The 16,315-nt window shown below is 70.4% G+C and carries 12 protein-coding genes and 1 pseudogene; 6 read left to right on the forward strand and 7 right to left on the reverse strand.

Annotated elements, in window-relative coordinates:
- Positions 1 to 82: 82 nt before the first annotated feature.
- Positions 83 to 1,480, forward strand: a complete 1,398-nt coding sequence (locus ACFU97_RS23140; RefSeq protein ID WP_384259494.1) for an FAD-dependent oxidoreductase — start codon at positions 83 to 85, stop codon at positions 1,478 to 1,480.
- 173 nt (positions 1,481 to 1,653) lie between these two features.
- Positions 1,654 to 2,876, forward strand: a pseudogene (locus tag ACFU97_RS23145) (cytochrome P450).
- A gap of 72 nt (positions 2,877 to 2,948) precedes the next feature.
- On the opposite strand, the gene ACFU97_RS23150 reads toward ACFU97_RS23145, so the two are convergent.
- Positions 2,949 to 3,875 (reverse strand): ketopantoate reductase family protein, encoded by a 927-nt coding sequence (locus ACFU97_RS23150; protein WP_384259496.1) that lies wholly within the window; start codon positions 3,873 to 3,875, stop codon positions 2,949 to 2,951.
- Between the two features lie 53 nt (positions 3,876 to 3,928).
- On the opposite strand from ACFU97_RS23150, the gene ACFU97_RS23155 reads away from it, so the two are divergent.
- A complete protein-coding gene (locus tag ACFU97_RS23155; RefSeq protein WP_384259499.1) occupies positions 3,929 to 4,540 on the forward strand; it encodes a CGNR zinc finger domain-containing protein in 612 nt (203 codons plus the stop codon).
- Positions 4,541 to 4,550: 10 nt separating this feature from the next.
- Entirely contained in the window at positions 4,551 to 5,507 is a 957-nt protein-coding gene (locus ACFU97_RS23160; RefSeq protein WP_384259501.1) for a cupin domain-containing protein, read from the forward strand.
- An 8-nt stretch (positions 5,508 to 5,515) separates the two neighbouring features.
- Here ACFU97_RS23160 and ACFU97_RS23165 read toward each other — a convergent pair whose 3' ends face one another.
- Together ACFU97_RS23165 and ACFU97_RS23170 are read right to left on the reverse strand one after the other, a co-directional pair.
- Entirely contained in the window at positions 5,516 to 5,977 is a 462-nt protein-coding gene (locus ACFU97_RS23165) for a hypothetical protein (protein WP_384259503.1), read from the reverse strand.
- Between the two features lie 159 nt (positions 5,978 to 6,136).
- Complete coding sequence (locus ACFU97_RS23170; protein ID WP_384259506.1) at positions 6,137 to 8,989, reverse strand: helix-turn-helix transcriptional regulator; 2,853 nt, start codon at positions 8,987 to 8,989, stop codon at positions 6,137 to 6,139.
- Positions 8,990 to 9,148: 159 nt separating this feature from the next.
- Here ACFU97_RS23170 and ACFU97_RS23175 point away from each other — a divergent pair, with 159 nt between their 5' ends.
- On the forward strand, positions 9,149 to 10,675 hold the full coding sequence (locus ACFU97_RS23175) for a 4-hydroxyphenylacetate 3-hydroxylase family protein (protein ID WP_384259508.1): 1,527 nt from the start codon (positions 9,149 to 9,151) through the stop codon (positions 10,673 to 10,675).
- 55 nt (positions 10,676 to 10,730) lie between these two features.
- On the opposite strand, the gene ACFU97_RS23180 is transcribed toward ACFU97_RS23175, so the two are convergent.
- The 4 genes from ACFU97_RS23180 to ACFU97_RS23195 all read right to left on the reverse strand — a co-directional run bounded on the left by ACFU97_RS23180 (position 10,731) and on the right by ACFU97_RS23195 (position 15,650).
- The gene (locus ACFU97_RS23180) at positions 10,731 to 12,950 is read right to left on the reverse strand and encodes a LuxR C-terminal-related transcriptional regulator (RefSeq protein ID WP_384259511.1); all 2,220 of its coding nucleotides are present in this window, start codon (positions 12,948 to 12,950) and stop codon (positions 10,731 to 10,733) included.
- A 136-nt stretch (positions 12,951 to 13,086) separates the two neighbouring features.
- The gene (locus ACFU97_RS23185; protein ID WP_384259514.1) at positions 13,087 to 13,581 is read right to left on the reverse strand and encodes a flavin reductase family protein; all 495 of its coding nucleotides are present in this window, start codon (positions 13,579 to 13,581) and stop codon (positions 13,087 to 13,089) included.
- Between the two features lie 57 nt (positions 13,582 to 13,638).
- A complete protein-coding gene (locus ACFU97_RS23190; protein WP_384259517.1) occupies positions 13,639 to 14,508 on the reverse strand; it encodes a dioxygenase in 870 nt (289 codons plus the stop codon).
- A 59-nt stretch (positions 14,509 to 14,567) separates the two neighbouring features.
- Positions 14,568 to 15,650 carry a maleylacetate reductase gene (locus ACFU97_RS23195; RefSeq protein ID WP_384259520.1) on the reverse strand — a complete coding sequence of 361 codons (1,083 nt, stop codon included), beginning with the start codon at positions 15,648 to 15,650 and terminating at the stop codon, positions 14,568 to 14,570.
- A gap of 373 nt (positions 15,651 to 16,023) precedes the next feature.
- Here ACFU97_RS23195 and ACFU97_RS23200 point away from each other — a divergent pair, with 373 nt between their 5' ends.
- Complete coding sequence (locus ACFU97_RS23200) at positions 16,024 to 16,203, forward strand: hypothetical protein (protein ID WP_384259522.1); 180 nt, start codon at positions 16,024 to 16,026, stop codon at positions 16,201 to 16,203.
- Positions 16,204 to 16,315 lie beyond the last annotated feature (112 nt).

The following is a 16,315-nucleotide window of genomic DNA, read 5'->3' on the forward strand; positions in this document are numbered from 1 at the left end:
ATCAACGGCGAAAAGACACGGGTGCACGGCCTGACGCTCACGAACGTCGACGCTCTCCTCGCCTCATCGTTGGACGGTAACCATGAACATCGACTCGGACGTGGTCCATGCAGACGTACTGGTGATCGGCTTCGGAAAGGGGGGCAAGACCGTAGCCGCGAAGATGGGCGAACTCGGCAGGACCGTCGTTCTTGTCGAGCGTTCGCAGCACATGTACGGAGGGACCTGCCCCAACGTCGGCTGCGTGCCCACCAAAGCACTGGTCCACCACGCCAACAAGCGGCGGCCCGAGGATTCGCTGCAGGACTGGTACGAGCGCTCCGTCGGCGAGGTCCAGGCGTTGACCTCGCTGTTCCGCGCAGGCAACTACGACGGGCTCAACGGGATGGACACCGTGCGCGTCGTCACCGGGCAGGCCCGGTTCGAGGACCCCCACACCGTGTCGGTCGAGGGCCCCGACGGCCCGTTGACCATCAGGGGCGAGTCCATCCTGATCAACACGGGCTCGGAGCCGATCATCCCCGATGTTCCCGGCCTGCAGAACAGCTCGCGCGTGGTGACGAGCACCCAGCTGATCGAGACCAGCACCCTGCCGCCGCGGCTCGGGATCATCGGCGGCGGATACCTCGGACTCGAATTCGCCTCCATCTACCGCAGGTTCGGGTCCGAGGTGACCGTCCTCGAGGCTGCCGACGACGTCCTGCGCCGGGAGGACGACGATGTCGCCGCCGCGGCGAAGACGATCCTCACCGAAGAAGGCATCAACCTCGTGACCGGCGCGCACGTGCTCGAGGTCGTCGACGGACCGGCCGAGACGACCCTCGTCTACGAGCAGGACGGCACCAAGCACAGCGCCGACGTCGACGCCGTTCTCGTGGCCACGGGACGCCGCCCCGTCGTCGCCGACCTCAACCTGGAAGCCGCCGGCGTCCGCAGCACGGACCGAGGGGCGATCGAGGTCGACAAGTTCCTGCGCACGAGCCGGCCGCACATCTTCGCCCTCGGCGACGTCAACGGCGGCCCCCAGTTCACGTACATCTCGCTGGACGACAGCCGCATCGTCCTCGATCAGCTCGTCGGGGACGGCACGCGCACCACGGAGGACCGCGTCGCCATTCCCCACACGCTGTTCATCACACCGCCGTTGGCAACCGTGGGGCTCACCGAGACGGAGGCCCGGGCGGCGGGTCACCGAGTGAAGATCGCGAGCCAGCCGGTGGCCGAGATCATCGCGATGCCCCGCGCCTACGTCGTCGAGGAGACGCGCGGGATGATGAAGTTCGTGATCGACGCGGCCACCGACGAGATCCTCGGCGCCGCACTGCTGAGCACCGACGCTCAAGAGCTCATCAACACGGTCGCCGTGGCCATGCGTCACGGCATCACTGCCTCCGATCTCCGCAACTCGGTCTACACACACCCCAGTTCGACGGAGGCGTTCAACGACGTCCTCGGAACGATCGTCCGTACGGACCCGTAAGGCGTCGGCCCTCCGCACGTCAGCCATGCCGGCAACGGCGTCCCACGCCGTTGCCGGCAGCGTCGCGCCGCCCACGACCGGGCGCGTGACGCCTACCCCGCACACACCCTCGGCCCGGCTCCTCGCGACAACGATGTCGCCCCGGAGCGGGCCTCTACAAGGAGATCTCTCGCGTGGATGAAAGCCCCCTCGTCCTCGATCCCACCGGCCGGCGCCGACCGCAGGAGGAACAGGTCCTGCACGCGGCGGACGGGCCGATACTCGTCGACATCCTCGGGGAAATGGCCTGGGCCACCGGCCGGCAGGACCTTCTCATGCAGCTCCTCACCGACCCCCGCGTCTCCAAGGACCCCCGGCAGCACTGGCCCCGCTTCATCTCGGGCGAGATCGTCGGAAAGTGCCGCTGTACATCCAGGTCGCCGTCAACAACATGTTCACCGCCTACGGAGCCGACCACCGGCGACTGCGACGCCTGGTCGGCCCGGCCTTCTCACCGCGGCGGACCGCCCAGCTCATCCCCTCCGTCGTCGGCAACACGGATCGCCTCCTCGACCGGATCGCGGCCTCGCCCTCCGATGTCGTCGATCTCCGGGAGGCCTTCGCCGCCCAGCTGCCCGTCGCCGTCATCAGCGACATGCTGGGCATCCCCGAAGCCATGCGGACCGGTTTTCGCACCACCATCGACCGGATGTGGAACACGACCTCCAGCCCGGAGGACGCGGTCCGCGCCACGCAGGACGTGTACAAGACGCTCGACGACCTGGTGGCGCAGAAGCGCGCGACGCCCCAGGACGACCTCACGAGCGCGCTCATCACCGCGCGTGACGAAGAGGGGGACGGATCCAACCTGACCGAGGACGAACTCAACGACACCCTCCTGCTGGTCATCGCCGCCGGGTACGAGACCACCATCAACCTTCTCGACTCCGCGATCACCGCCCTGCTGCTCCATCCCGACCAGCTGGCGATGGTCCTGGAGGGGCAGGTCCCGTGGTCGTCCGTGGTCGAGGAAACACTGCGCTACGCGACACCGGTGAGCCATATCCCCATGCGGTACGCCGTCGAGGACATCCCTCTCCCGACGACGACCATCCGCAAGGGCGATGCCATCCTGGCGTCCTACGGCGCGGCGAGCCGGGACCCGAGGGTCCACGGTGAGACCACGGCGACGTTCGACGTCACCCGTCCCGACAAGCGGCACGTCGCCTTCGGGCATGGCGTGCACTTCTGTCTCGGGGCTCCCCTCGCCCGCGCGGAGGCCATCAACGCCCTGCCCCGGCTCTTCGCACGCTTCCCCAGGATGCGCCTCGCCGTGCCGGCGGAGGACCTGGAGCCGCTGCCGAGCATCATGGGCAACGGCCACGTGTCCCTGCCCGTACGCCTCGGACGCCGCTGATTGCCCACCGAGTGGCGCGGCGAACGTCAGGAGGGCTCAGCCCCTGCGCAGTGGGTCGGCGACGGACACGTCCTAGGCAGAGGGACGTCCGGCGGCGTAAGGAGCCAGAATGTCGGTCACCGTCCGGTTGCGCGGTACCGCGACGTCCAGTTTCGCGGCGAGTTCGACAACTCCCCCGCTGAGCCAGGGCAGTTCGAGGCGGTTGCCCTTCTCCAGGTCGTTGTGCATGGAGGACGTCATGGTCGCGGGAAGGTTGTCGCAGAACTCCATCCGCGCGTCGACGAACATGTCGTCCAGTTTCACGCCGGACGCCTGCGCCACCTCGGCGGTCTCCCTCATCACATCCCGCAGCAGGGCGCGGGTGCGGTCGTTCGAACGGACGACGCCTATGGGCTGCCGGACGGCGGTGGTCGTGGCGGAGAGCCCGACGAGGAAGACGAACTTCTCCCAGATCACCTTCTCGACGTCGGTGCTCAACTCCGCCTCGATCCCCGCGTTCTGGAACGTGTCGTACACGGCCTCGCTCATGGAGGACTGCCGGTTCGAGTAGGGCCCGACCACGATCTTCTGCAGCGCATTGTCGTGGACGACGACGCCGGGCTCTTCGATGAAGGCCGAGATGAAGCAGGTGCCGCCCAGCACGCGCTCTTCGCCGAGGTGACGGCGGAGAATGATGTCCTTGTGCACCCCGTTCTGCAGCGACAGAACGTAGGGGTTCCGCAGGTCGGCCGCGCTCAGTTGGGCCGCCACGTCCTCGGTGTCCCAGAGCTTGACCGCGACGATGACCAGGTCGATGGGACCCAGTTCCGAGATGCTGCCGACAGCTGATGCCGGAGGCGTCCTGAACTCTCCGAGAGGACTGCGTACGAGAAGCCCGGAGCGGCGTATCGCTTCCAGGTGGCGGCCGCGGGCGACAAAGGTGACGTCGTTGCCGGCGGCGGCCAGCCGCGCGCCGAAGTATCCGCCGACGCCTCCTGCTCCGATCACTGCGATGCGCATACTGCGTGTCCTTCCGGCTCTTAATAACCGTTTCAATGGTTACTATGGTTCGCATGGGTGCCTCCACGCAAGAGCAACCCCGGCGGCGGGTGACCGAGCAGCAGCGTGAGCTGCGCTTCGACGCGGGTGCGCTCTGCCTCGACCTCGTGGCCACGGTGGGCCGCCGCCCCCTCGTGCCCGTCGAACGGATGGGAGACGCAGCGCGGCTCGCGGCGTGGTGCCAGGGCACGGGGGTCACCCCCCGACCCGGTTACGACGCGGCCGCCGCCCTCGCGTCGCTGCACGAGCTGCGCACGGCGGCGTTCGACATCGCGTCCTCGGCCGTCGACGGACACGTGCCCGACGGGCAGGCCCTCGCACTCGTCAATCGCCTGGCCCGCGCCCACCCTCCGGTCCCGCAACTCGAGCTGACACCCGACGGCGCGCGAAGCAGCCCGGACCACGAACTGCTCACCGTGCAGCAGTTGTTGTCCGTCATCGCCCGGGACCTGATCGACCTCATGTCCGACGATGCACGGCGGTCGCGGCTGCGCGCGTGCGCATCCGACGCCTGCCGGATGATCTACCTGGACAGGCCCCGCGGCAGAGCTCGCAAGTGGTGTTCGATGCAGCGCTGCGGAAACCAGGCCAAGGCCGCCAACCACCGCAGGAAATCCGCGACATGAAAGTCTCACGATGGACGCTGTGAGTCATCTGCTCCGCTTGGCGAGGGTCATGGCCAGCCTCGACCGGCGCTGTCTCCTGGGCGGCTCCACCAGGATGAACGTTCCCCCACGCCGTCAACTGGAGGCGCATTTCCACGTTCTGCTCAAGGGCGAGTGCCGGCTGCAGGCCGGCAAGACCGTGCTGAAGATGAAGGCCGGCGATCTCGTGCTCATTCCCAGCGGGTCGCCGCACCGCGTCATCACTCCCGGAGACGGCGCTCTGCGGACCACGACGGAGACGGTCGGGGACTCGTTCATCACCACGAACAGTGAGGGCGGTGGCGCGGCGGTCATCGATCTGTTCTGCGGGCACTACACCTTCGCCCCGGGGGCCGGGGCCGTCCTGTTCCGCAGCCTGCCGGATCCGGTGCACGTGTCCTTCGGGGACTCTCCGGAGACCGACAAGGTCCTGCGCATGCTCAGTACCTTGATGCGGGGCGAGGCTCAGCGAGACGACGCCGGCACCTCCGCAATCCTTTCGGCGCTCTCGACCGTTCTCCTCGCGATGGTCCTGCGCACGTCCCGGGGTTCCGCCACCACGGAAGCGCTGTGGACGGCGGCCTCGGATCCTCGTATCGCCTCGGCGATCGAAGGCGTTCTGGATGATCCCGGAGCCGACTGGTCCATCGAGCGGCTCGCTCGTGCGGCAGCGATGTCCCGTGCCACGTTCCTGCGCCACTTCGCGCAGGACACCGGGATGACCGTGGGCGCTTTCGTCGCCCGGGCCCGGGTGATGGCCGCCGCGGAACTGCTCGGATCGTCGGACGCGACCGTCGCCACCATCGCCGCGCAGGTCGGCTACCAGTCGGAGTCCGCTTTCTCCCGCGCGTTCCGGTCCGAGGTCGGCATGACCCCGGCCAGGTTCCGCCGTGAGCAGCGCCGCCAGGCCGTTGCGACGGCATTGCCCGACGGCGCGTTGGGCACCTGAGAAGTCGGTCACCCATCGCGTGGCCATTCGGTGGCGCCGCGCGTCGCGAAGCAGTGGTACTGGGCGCTGACGCCCAGCAGGTAGACGAGCGTCGTGGCCGCTCCGACGAGGCACCAGAGCAGGGGGCCCGCGCAGGCTCGTGTCAGCAAGAGGCTGATCAGGGCGGCGCAGGCCGCCGTCGGGAGGTGGAAGGCCGCCCAGACTCGAGGGCGGTGCCGGCCCGGTCGCTGCGACGGCATCGTGGCGCCGCCGTACGCGACGGTGGCCAGGGCGACGAACGCGAAGGTCGCGCCGGCGAGGAGTGCCAGCACGTCCGGCACGTCCGGGGTGCCGCGTCCGGAGGAGGTGATCGCGGTCGCCGTCCATAGCGCCAGGGTGTAGCCGTGCGGGGCCGCGCTCGCCGACACGGCCGCGCGGAGCCGTCCGCGGTAACCGCCGTGCGGCTCCCCTGGGGACGACCACCTGGTCACGGGGCGCTCCTTCCCGAGGGGCAGATGGGAGGCCGAATCACAGAGACAGCGACGGTGTCGCCGGGTCTGGCCCTTCCTCCAGCCTCACAGGCGGCGCGGGCACGGGGCATCACTCATTCAAGGGATTTCAGGCCGATCTACCCTGCGGCGGGCGGCCGTTCAGTCGGTGTCCTCGGTGCTCACGCCTCGCTCGATGGCCAACCGGGTCAGTTCCACCCGTGAGTTGATGCCGAGCTTGGTGAAGATGTGTTTCATGTGGGTGTTGACGGTGTGCACGGACACGTAGAGCTGGTCGGCGATGGCCCGGTTGGTGAGGCCCTCCACGACGAGCGGGATCAGTTTCCGCTCGGACTCGGTCAGGTTCCCCCATCCCTGAAGGTCGGGCCTGTGGGTGCTCGCGGGTGCGGTACGTACACCAAGTCGCCGCAGGCGACGCCTGATCCGGTCCTGATCGCGTCCGGCTCCCGAGGCCGAGGCCCAGTGCGCCGCCTCTTCGAGGTGCAAGATCGCCGAGGTCGTGTCCGCCGATGCCGCCTCGAGTTCGCCGAGGTCCTCGCAGGCGTCCGCCAGCGCGGCCGGTCTGCCCGTCGCCCGGTAGTGGGTCACTGCCGAGGCCAGCGCGCGGGGGTCGCGGTGGAGCAGGCCCTCCGCGTGGGCGTTCACCGCTCCCGCGATCTGCCGGGTCGCCGTCTCGGCGGTCAGGGCGCGCAGTGCACCGGCCACCGTCCGGCCGAACTGCCGGTCCCCGCCGCGCAGTGCGATGCGGACGAGCGCGGGCCAGTGGGACGGCGGCAGCGCGAGCAGTCTCGTCGGGCCGTAGGGGGTGAAGCCTTCGGCGAGGATCGCCGCCGCCTCCTTGTGCTCGCCCTCCGCGTCCGCCAGGCAGGCGCGCGCGACGGCGAGCCAGGGGCCGTAGCGCTGAAGGCTGGTGCCGGAGCCGGCACGGGCGGCGTGGAGGTGGGCCTTGGCCTTCACCAGGTCACCGCGCCTGGTCTCCACCAGCGCCAGCACCGAGCGGGCCTGCAGGTTCGGCAGGGTGATGTCGAGTTCGTCCGCGACCATCAGGCTGGCCTCGGCTTCCACGGCGGCGTCGTCCAGCGCTCCCTGTTCGAGCAGCGCGCAGGCGCGCACGGCGTGCCAGTGCGGCAGGGACCAGCCAAGCCCCAGCGCCTCCGCCTCGCGCTGTCCGTCCCGCAGCACCTGCTCGGTGTCCGCGAGGCGGTCGGTGACGGTCAGCACGGTGGCCAGCCACAGTGCGGGGATGCGCGGGGGCCGCAGGTACAGCGCGGCGGGTTGGGTCGCGGCGCGGCCGGTGGCGCCCTCGGCGAGTTCGAGGGCGCGGTCCAGCCGCCCGCGGTAGAAGAACGCCTGCGACTGGAACACCATGGCGCTGACCACGACGGCCGGGTCGTGGCTGCGGTACGAGGCTTCGACGAGCCCGGGTCCGGTCCGCTCGGCAGCGGTGATGTCCCCGAGGTAGATGTGGCCCGTCGCCTTGGTCTTGAGCAGGCGGTCGCGGAGGTCGGACGGCAGCGCGGGCAGGTCGAGTGCCTTCCGCAGGTGCGTCATCGCGGCGGCGTCGTCGCCCGCCGCCTGGTGGATTTCGGCGGCGACGAGGCGCAGACGGGCTTCCTGGAGGGGTTCGAGGCCGTCGGGCAGTGTGGCGTCGACGAGGTCGAGTGCGTCGTGCACCCGGCGGGTGCGGCCGAGGTACTCGGCGGCGTCGGTCAGCAGGACGAAGCGGCGCGGGTCGTGCGCCGGCAGCAGGCCGGCGACCCGCTGGGCGAGCTCCGCGGCCGCTTCGGGCGCGGACGACGACATGTCCCGTACCGCGGTGGTCATGGTCGTGACGGCCTCTTCGTCGACGGGGCCTCCCGACATGACGACGTGCCAGGCCACCTCCGCCTGCCGGGCCCCGGTCCCGCGCAGGTTCTCGGCCGCCTCCCGGTGCAGGGCGGTCCGCACGGCCAGGGGCAGGTTGTCGTGGACCGCCTGCCGCGCGAGCCCGTGCCGGAAGACCAGGCGCGGGCCGTCGGCCGAGAGCAGACCGGAGTTCAGGGCCGCCTCGACGCCCGACAGGAGGCTGCCGACCGTCCGGCCCATCATCCGGGCGGCCGTGACGAGGTCGAACTCGCGGCCGAGGACGGAACCGATCTGGAGGAGGTGCACGGCGTCTTCGGGGAGCCGGTCCACGCGTGCGGCCACACTGCGCCGGAAGCTGACGGGAATGCCGTCGCTCAGCAGGCTTCCGTCACCGGTCTCCGGTCCGGCGACGCCCGTGTCGGCGAAGGCGCGCGTCAACTCGCTGGCGAGGAAGGGGTTGCCGGCGACGCCCCGCAGGTGCCGAGCGAGACCGGGCGACGGTGCCGCGCCGAGGATGTCGGCCGCGATGTGCTGCAACTCCTGCTGCGGCAGCGGGCCGAGGGTCAGCCAGCGGGCGCCGAGGCGTTCGAGGTCCTCGCGCACCCTTGCCACGGTGGGCCGTTCGGTGTCCGACCGCACGGCCAGGGCCCACAGGATGCGTGCGGAGGTCAGTCGGCCGGGCAGCGTGCGCAGGACGAAGAGCGTGGCCGGGTCCGCCCACTGGGCGTCGTCCACGAGCACGGCCACCGGGGCCCGCTGCGCCCGGTCCTCCAGGGCGTCCGCGATGCTGTCCAGCAGCCACAGCCGCTGGTCGTCGGTGGCCGCGAGCGCGCGGTGGGCGCCGTCGGACGACTGCAGCGCGGCCAGCAGGGCCGCGCCCGCCGCGTACTGGTCGAGCTCGTCGGCCCGTACCGAGACCACGTCGAACCCGGACTGCCGCGCCATCCGGTCGAGCTCCGCCAGCAGCCGGCTCTTGCCGATGCCCGCCGCTCCCTCCACGACCACGCAGGCACCGCGGCCGCCGCGTACGGCGTCCAGGGCCTCGCCGGCGGCTTCGATCTCACGGTCCCGTCCTCGCAGGTGGGGCCCGGTCGCGGTCTCGCTCGCCCGCTCACCGTCCTCCTGGCCTGCGGGGTCTGTGCTCTGCATGGGCTCAGCATGGCTCACCCTCTCGGCGGTCCTCAATCGCAGGTCACCGGCGGCCGCCGCTTTCACCCGGGTGATTGCCGCTTCCCGGCCGTCGCCTCACCCCGTCGCGACGCATGCTCCGGGCCATCCAGATCTCTTGCCCCTGGAGAGGAGCACGACGTGCGTACAGGCAAGGAATACCTCGCCGCACTGAACGACGGCCGCAAGGTGTGGGTGGGCGACGAAGTGGTCGACAACGTGGCCACGCATCCGAAGACCCGGGCCTACGCCCAGAGCCTCGCGGCCTTCTACGACCTCCACCACCGCCCGGACCTCCAGGACGTCATGACGTTCGTGGACGAGGACGGGGTGCGGCGGTCGATGACGTGGTTCCAGCACCGTTCGAAGGACGACCTGCGGCGCAAGCGGCGGTACCTGGAGACGGTGCAGCGCGAGCTCGGCGGCGGGGCGATCCCGCGCACCCCGGACGTCAACAACTACGTCCTGCTCACCTACATCGACGACCCGGAGCCGTGGAGCAGCCAGTCCGTCGGGACCGACGGGAGGGACCTGACCGCGGGGGTCCTCGACTTCTGGAACGTGGTGCGGGACGGGGACCTCAACGCGCCGCCGGCGTTCGTCGACCCGCAGGCCGACCGCTCACGCGACTCCGCCCAGGCCGAGTCGCCCGCCCTGCGGGTGGTGAGCACCTCGGACGAGGGCATCGTCGTACGGGGTGTCAAGGCGATCAGCACCGGCGCGGCCTTCGGCGACTGGATCCACATCGGCGTCTTCTACCGCCCCGGCATCGTCGCGGAGCAGATCATCTACGGCGCGGTGAAGCCCAACACCCCCGGGATCACCATCATCTGCCGTGAGAGCAACGTGCGTGACGGCGAGGAGGTGGAGCACCCGCTCGCCTCGCAGGGTGACGAGCTGGACAGCATCATCGTGTTCGAGGACGTGCTCATCCCCTGGGACGGCGTCTTCCACATCGGCAATCCCCAGCACGCCTCGCTGTACCCGCAGCGCGTCTTCGACTGGCTGCACTACCACTCGCTGGTACGTGCGCTGGTCAAGGCGGAACTCATGCTCGGTCTCGCCCTGCTGATCACCGAGCACATCGGCACCTACCAACTGCCGCCGGTCCAGGCCCGTATCGCACGGTTCGCCGGCTTCCACCAGTCACTCAAGGCGCATGTGGTGGGTTCGGAGGACGAGGGCTTCTTCACGCCCGGCGGCATCTTCAAGCCCAACGTCCTGATGTTCGACTTCGGGCGGGCGTACTACATCGAGCACATCACCGAGATGGTGCACGAGCTGATCGACCTGGCGGGCCGGGCCGCGCTGATCTACCCCACCGAGGGGCAGTGGCAGCAGCCCGAACTGCGGCCGTGGCTCGAGGCGTTGCAGACCGGACCGGTCGGGCGGCCGCACGACCGGCTGAAGATCAGCCGCGTGATCCGCGACATGTTCCTGTCCGACTGGGGCGACCGGATCGGCGTGTTCGAGAACTTCAACGGCACGCCTCTGCTGGCCATCCGGACGCTGACCATGAAGCGGGCCGAGATGTCCCCGAGCGGCGCCATGGCCGACCTGGCGCGCAAGGTCTGCGGCATCGAGAGTGTGACCGAGGAGCAGGAGAGCGCGTACCTGTCCCAGGCGAACTACGCCCGGCGCCAGGACGCCTCACGTCAGGAGGCGTAGCCGCCGAGCCGGACGCCTCACGTCAGAAGGGGCAGTCGGCAAGGCCGGGCCCGGGTCACAGCACACCGCTCTCCCGGGCCCTGGCCACCGCCTCGCCCCTGTCGTGCGCGTCGAGCTTGCGGAAGATCGCCCGGACCTGCGTCTTGACGGTGTTGTGCGACACGTAGAACTCGGAGGCGATCTCACGCAGCGTCAGCGTGCCGCACAGGGCGCGCAGGATCCGGCGCTCCCCCACCGACAGGTCCTGGGGGCGAGGGGCGGTGGGTGCGGCCGCCGTCTCCCCGCCGGCCCGGGCGAGCAGTCCGGTCAGGATGCCGGGGCACTCGCACCGGGCCGCCTGCGCTTCGGCCTCCTCGCGCGCGTTCTGCGCCGCGCCGGTGTCGCCCCGCAGGCTCTCCAGCCGCGACCGCGTGAAGTGCCACAGGGCCCGCACATGGGGTTCCCCGTCCGCCCGCGACGTCCTGGCCATCGCCAACTCGGCGGCGTCCAGCATCTGTTCGGCCTCCTCGGCCTGCCCCTCCTGGAGCAGGAGCCCGGCCCGGCCGACGTAGGCAGGCACCGCGACGAAGTGCCGGTCGAGGCCCGCGGCAGTGGCTTCCCGCACCGCCTCGTCGCAGAGGGCGCGTGCCAGTCCGTGGTGTCCGGCCAGGAGTGCGCAGAGCGTCCGCAGGCCCAGCGCGCGGACGAGTGCCAGAGCGTGCCCCGCGGCGTGCGCGTCACGGGTCGCCTCGCCGAGCAGTGCCTCAGCCTCCTCCCAACGGCCGGTCCACAGCAGGGCGGTGCCCCTAGCCGTACAGACGAGGGCGCGCCAGGACGTCAGGGGCATCGTGCCGTCGACGGCGGACTCGCCGAGGCGGTCGGCGGCGAGCACCTCGCCCTTCAGGCAGCAGGCCACGGTCTGGGCGACGGCTGCCGCGGCGTCGACCGTGCTTCCGTCACCGACCGTCTGCGATGCCGACTGCCTCAGCCGTGCCACGTCCAGCCAGCGGCAGGCCGACTCGGGTGCACCGGCGGCCAGAGCCGTCATGGCCGCCACGACACACAGTCTCGCGTCCCCGGTCACCGTGCGGTGCGGCAACTGGTCGAGCCACCGGACGACTTGGGCACCCTGCCCTGCCGCCAGGGTCTTCTCCCACGCGTCGAGAACCGACGCGACGGCGGCAGGTTCGTCGCCGCCGAGCATCCAGTGCCGTACGGCTGCGGTGGTGCGCCCCTGCCCGGCGTACCACCGGGCCGCCGAACGGTGGAGAGCGGCGACGGTGTCCGCGCCCTCGGACGCGAGCGCGTCGGACAGCAGAGACGACAACGCGCGGTGATGCCGGTAGGCCGCCGGCTCGGCGGCCACGGGTACGAGCAGTTGGACGGTCCGGGCCAGTTCGTGCAGCACGACGCCCGCCCGCTCACCGGCCAGCGCCTGGCACGACCCGGCGCTCAGCTCGTCCAGCACGCAGGTGCGTACGAGGAACCGGCGCTGCTCGGTGGTGAGCCGGTCGAGAACCTCAGTGACCAGGTATTCACCGACGGCCTGCTTGCCACGCGCCAGGGAGCCGTCGGTGCCGGACCCTTCGGCGGCCCGGGCCAGACTGCGTCCCATGAGGCAAAGCCCCGCCGCCCATCCCTCGCTCGCCTCGTACAGGGCCGCCGAGTTCTTCGCTGCCGGGGCCGACCCCGTCAGCCCGGTGATCAGGGTGGTGGCCTCCTCGAAGGTGAACGCCAGGTCGCACTGGTCGAGTTCGGCCACCAGCCCCCGGGCCCGCAGAGCCGGCAGGGGCCTGCCGGGCACGTGCCGGGTCGCCAGGACGACACGGAAGCCGTCGGGCAGCCGGGTCAGGAAATCGGCGAGAGTATTGAGTGCGTCCGGATCCGTGATGGCTTCTAGTCCGTCAAGGATGAGGGTGAGCGGTTCTGCCGCGCCCAGGCCGGTCACCAGTGCCGGCAGGATCTCGCCGGGCCAGGCCGCGGCCGTCCACTGATCACTGCCGAGACGGGACGGCAGCTCCGGTCGTGCCCGGCGCAGCGTCCGCAGAATGCCCGTCCAGAGGCGGTCGGGTGCGTTGTCGTGGGCGTCCAGGCTGAGCCATGCGCATGCGCCGCGGGCCATCGGTCCGTACGACCACTCGGTCAGCAGCACCGTCTTGCCCGCACCGGCCGGCGCCGAGACCACCAACACTGGCTCCGTCGCCCGCTCCAGCCGGCTCAACAGGCGTGGCCGCGACAGGAGATGCGGGGGCAGGGGCGGGGGTTGCAGCTTGAAGTCCGGCACTGAGCTGGTCATGGCAGTTCCCGTGGAGTGGGTCGGGACGAGCGCAGCCCCCGACGGCCATGGGCTCGCCTCGCAGCAGCCGGACGTCGGGGGCGTATGGGAGGGCGAGGGCGCGGTGTGGCGCCAACTCCCGTCAGGCGTACGGCTTTCAAAGCTGCTGCGCGGTCCTCAGGGCACCGAAGCCACCGGCGAAGTGGACCAGCGGGCGGCAGTCCACCAGATGCGAGCAGTAACGGACGTCGCCTACGAAGATGGTGTGGTCGCCGCCGGGAAGCGCTTCGGCGACATCGCAGACGACAGCCGCGATGGCGTCCTTGAGCACCGGCACGCCGTGGTCGTCGACCGTCTCCACGCCCGCGAACTTGTCCGCCTTGGAGACGGCGAAGTTCCGTGCCAGCTCCTCGGCGTCCTCGCCGAGGACGTTGACCGCGAAGCGGCCGTGTTCAGCGATCGCGGTCCGCGTGAAGAGGTGGTTGCCGATGCAGACGAGCAGTTGGAGCGGGGACAGCGACAGCGCGGACACGGCGCTCGCGGTCATGCCGATGGGCGTGCTTCCGGACCGCGTGGTGATCACGCTGACGCCTGTGGCGAGCCGGCTCATCGTGGCGCGGAAGTCGACGGTCGTGTCGAGGGTTTCGGTCATCGGGGGCCTCCGTGGAGGATCAGTGGGGCGTGAACTGGCGAGCGGGACGCGGAGAGGTCAGCTCGCGGGCAGCGGTTCGAGGACGAAGGTCCGGCGCAGCAAGGTGTACGGCTCGTCGGTCAGGCCGCCGCAGGGGCCCGCGTCGGCTTCATGGGTCTCGTAGGTCTCCACGAGTGACTGCTTGACGCCGAACACGGGGTCCGTGTCGAGGTACAGGTCGTCGGCCGGGAAGAGCATGGTGGTCACCCGCTGGAAGCCTGGGGCCTCGATCAACAGGTGCACGTGTGCGGGCCTCATGAGGGACCTGCTGGTCGCACTCATGAGTTCGCCCACCGGACCGTCACCGGGGATGGGGTAACTGGCGGGGCGGATCGACCGGAACCCGAAGTGCCCCGTCTCGTCGGTCCGGAGCAGGGCCCGCATGGCGGTGTCCTCCTGTCCGGGCACCTCCATGTCGTAGTGGCCGTCCGCGTCGCTGTGCCAGACGTCGACGGCGGCACCGGGCACCGGCGCTCCGTCGCGATCCACGACGCGGCCTTCGAAGAACAGCGGGGTGCCGGGCAGGCCCCCGGAGATGTCCGCGCCGTCGTCGTGCTGAGGCCTGTCCTCCCTGAAGTAGGGGCCCAGGACGCTGTTCTGGGTGGCTTTGGCCGAACGTCGGTTGCTCAGTGCGTCGACGAGCATGGTGACGCCCAACACGTCGGAGAGCAGGATGAATTCCTGGCGGGTCGGCGTGCAGGTGTGGCCCGTGCGCGTCAGGTAGTCCACCCCCGCCGCCCACTCGTCCTCGGTCAACTCGACGTCGCGGACGAAGTCGTGGAGATGCCGCACCAGTGACTCCAGGATCTCGGCGAGGCGGGGGTCCTTGGTGTCCCGCATGGTCGAGATCACGGCCGGGGTGATGGTCTCGCTGGTCAGATCACGCATGGCGCGCTCCTGTGGTGAGGGGGAGGTTCGCTCGCGGGGTCGCACGGGCCGGTCCGCGTTCACGGTGTCTCGCCGGCCCAGGCCCGGGTGAGGAAGGCGCGGACGGCGTCCCGGTCGACCGGGCGGGGGTTCCAGTAGCCGTCCTGCACGACGAGTTCGGCAGCCTGCTCGATCCCCGCTTCGGGCATCCCGAGGTCGCGCAGTGCCGTCGGTGCGCCCAGCTGTCCGGCGAGTTGGAAGAGGGCCTGCGCGGGGTCGCTGCCTGACATCGCCTTCTCGGGGTCACTCCCCCGTATCGCCTGCCCGAGGCGTGCCATGGCCTCGTCCGCCGCCGGGGCGTTGAAGGCGACGACGTGCGGAAGGACGACGGCGTGGGTCTGTGCGTGCGGGAGCCCGAAGGTGCCGCCCAGCACATGGCACACCTTGTGGTGCAGCGCCATGCCCACCGTCCCGAGGCATGTGCCCGCCAGCCAGGCCCCGTACAGCGCGTCGGCCCGTGCCTCAGTGTCGTCCGGGCGTCGGACGACGCGGGGCAGGGACCGGACGAGTGCGTCGAGCGCCTCGCCCGCCATCAGGAAGGCGACCGGGTCCCGGTCCTCGGCGTAAAGGGCCTCCACGGCATGTGCCATGGCGTTCAGGCCGCTCACCACCGATACCGCGGGCGGGAGCGTGAGCGTCAGATCTACGTCGTAGACGACTGTCCTGAGCAGTACCTCGGGCAGTCGCCGGGTCTTCTTCCTGCGGCCTTCGGTCTCCCCGAGGATCGGTGTCATCTCCGAACCGGCATAGGTGGTGGGCAGTGCCAGCTGCGGCAGGCCGGTTCGCGCGGTGATCGCCTTGCCGAGGCCGATCGTCGACCCGCCGCCGACGGCGAGTACCGAGTCCGCTCCCAGGGACCGGGCGTGGGCGACCGCCTTCTCGGTGACCTCTACGGGAGTGTGCGGCGCAGCCGCGGTGAAGGCTCCGGCGGCCGCCGCACCCAGCAGGTCGGCGGTCCGCTCGGCCTGGTCCGTCTGGTCCGGCGTCGACAGCACCAGCACGCGCCGGCATCCGAGGGCTTCTGCCTCTTCGGGAATTCGATCGCGGGTGCCGCTACCGAAAACCACTTTTGTGATCTGCCCCCGATGCACGAAATTTCTCATGATGAAGTCCCCGGTCCTGCGTTTCTCAATGATGGGGAGTAGCGTCGCCGCGCCCCTGTCGTGCGTCAATGGAATTCACGGAGAACGGGTGCTTTCGGCGCGGGAATACCGTGTTCACGGGACAGGGCCGCTGCGGGCGCCCAGGCATCGCCCGGCAATATCACCCATCTTGGGGATGCGGCGGCAGAGCGCGGCGTTGGAGCCTGAGCACAGTCGTCGACGGAACGGATGCACGCCGCTGCCTCCATCGCCGCGGCGTCGCGCCCCCGATTTCTGTAATGCGCAAATGCGGCCGCAGAGACGGACCCTATTTCCGTCACTACTGCACGGCACGAAATGCGGGCACGCATGGCGAAAGGCAGAGTGAATAGAGATGGGCAAGGTGGTCACCGCGGACGAGGCGGTGGTGATTTCTGGGTTCCTTGCCGACGACGGAGCGGAACGAGCCTCACCGCTGGGCGTCGGCGCTCGCGCCCACCGCGGCTCAGGAACCGGCGTCGCCGCCCTGTACATCGGCGTCGGCCAGGACCTCGCGCTCGTACGCGAACGCTGATGGGTGGCGCCCCCTGAGCCAAGACGAGGGGGTGCGCATGGCGGCGACCCGTTGCAGCCGCCGATTGATCGGCGTACCACCCGCCCCATCGGCGACGAACGACTCCGGGCCG

Origin of the sequence: Streptomyces sp. NPDC057616 (genome assembly GCF_042800575.1) — a bacterium.
Taxonomy (GTDB): Bacteria; Actinomycetota; Actinomycetes; order Streptomycetales; family Streptomycetaceae; genus Streptomyces.

Excerpts from the sequence above, each read along its gene's own strand:
- ACFU97_RS23195 (WP_384259520.1), bottom strand. The coding sequence starts at position 15,650 with ATGAGAAATTTCGTGCATCGGGGGCAGATCACAAAAGTGGTTTTCGGT.
- ACFU97_RS23155 (WP_384259499.1), top strand. The coding sequence starts at position 3,929 with ATGGGTGCCTCCACGCAAGAGCAACCCCGGCGGCGGGTGACCGAGCAG.
- ACFU97_RS23185 (WP_384259514.1), bottom strand. The coding sequence starts at position 13,581 with ATGACCGAAACCCTCGACACGACCGTCGACTTCCGCGCCACGATGAGC.
- ACFU97_RS23200 (WP_384259522.1), top strand. The coding sequence starts at position 16,024 with ATGGGCAAGGTGGTCACCGCGGACGAGGCGGTGGTGATTTCTGGGTTC.
- ACFU97_RS23160 (WP_384259501.1), top strand. The coding sequence starts at position 4,551 with ATGGACGCTGTGAGTCATCTGCTCCGCTTGGCGAGGGTCATGGCCAGC.
- ACFU97_RS23150 (WP_384259496.1), bottom strand. The coding sequence starts at position 3,875 with ATGCGCATCGCAGTGATCGGAGCAGGAGGCGTCGGCGGATACTTCGGC.
- ACFU97_RS23170 (WP_384259506.1), bottom strand. The coding sequence starts at position 8,989 with ATGCAGAGCACAGACCCCGCAGGCCAGGAGGACGGTGAGCGGGCGAGC.
- ACFU97_RS23180 (WP_384259511.1), bottom strand. The coding sequence starts at position 12,950 with ATGACCAGCTCAGTGCCGGACTTCAAGCTGCAACCCCCGCCCCTGCCC.
- ACFU97_RS23190 (WP_384259517.1), bottom strand. The coding sequence starts at position 14,508 with ATGCGTGATCTGACCAGCGAGACCATCACCCCGGCCGTGATCTCGACC.
- ACFU97_RS23140 (WP_384259494.1), top strand. The coding sequence starts at position 83 with ATGAACATCGACTCGGACGTGGTCCATGCAGACGTACTGGTGATCGGC.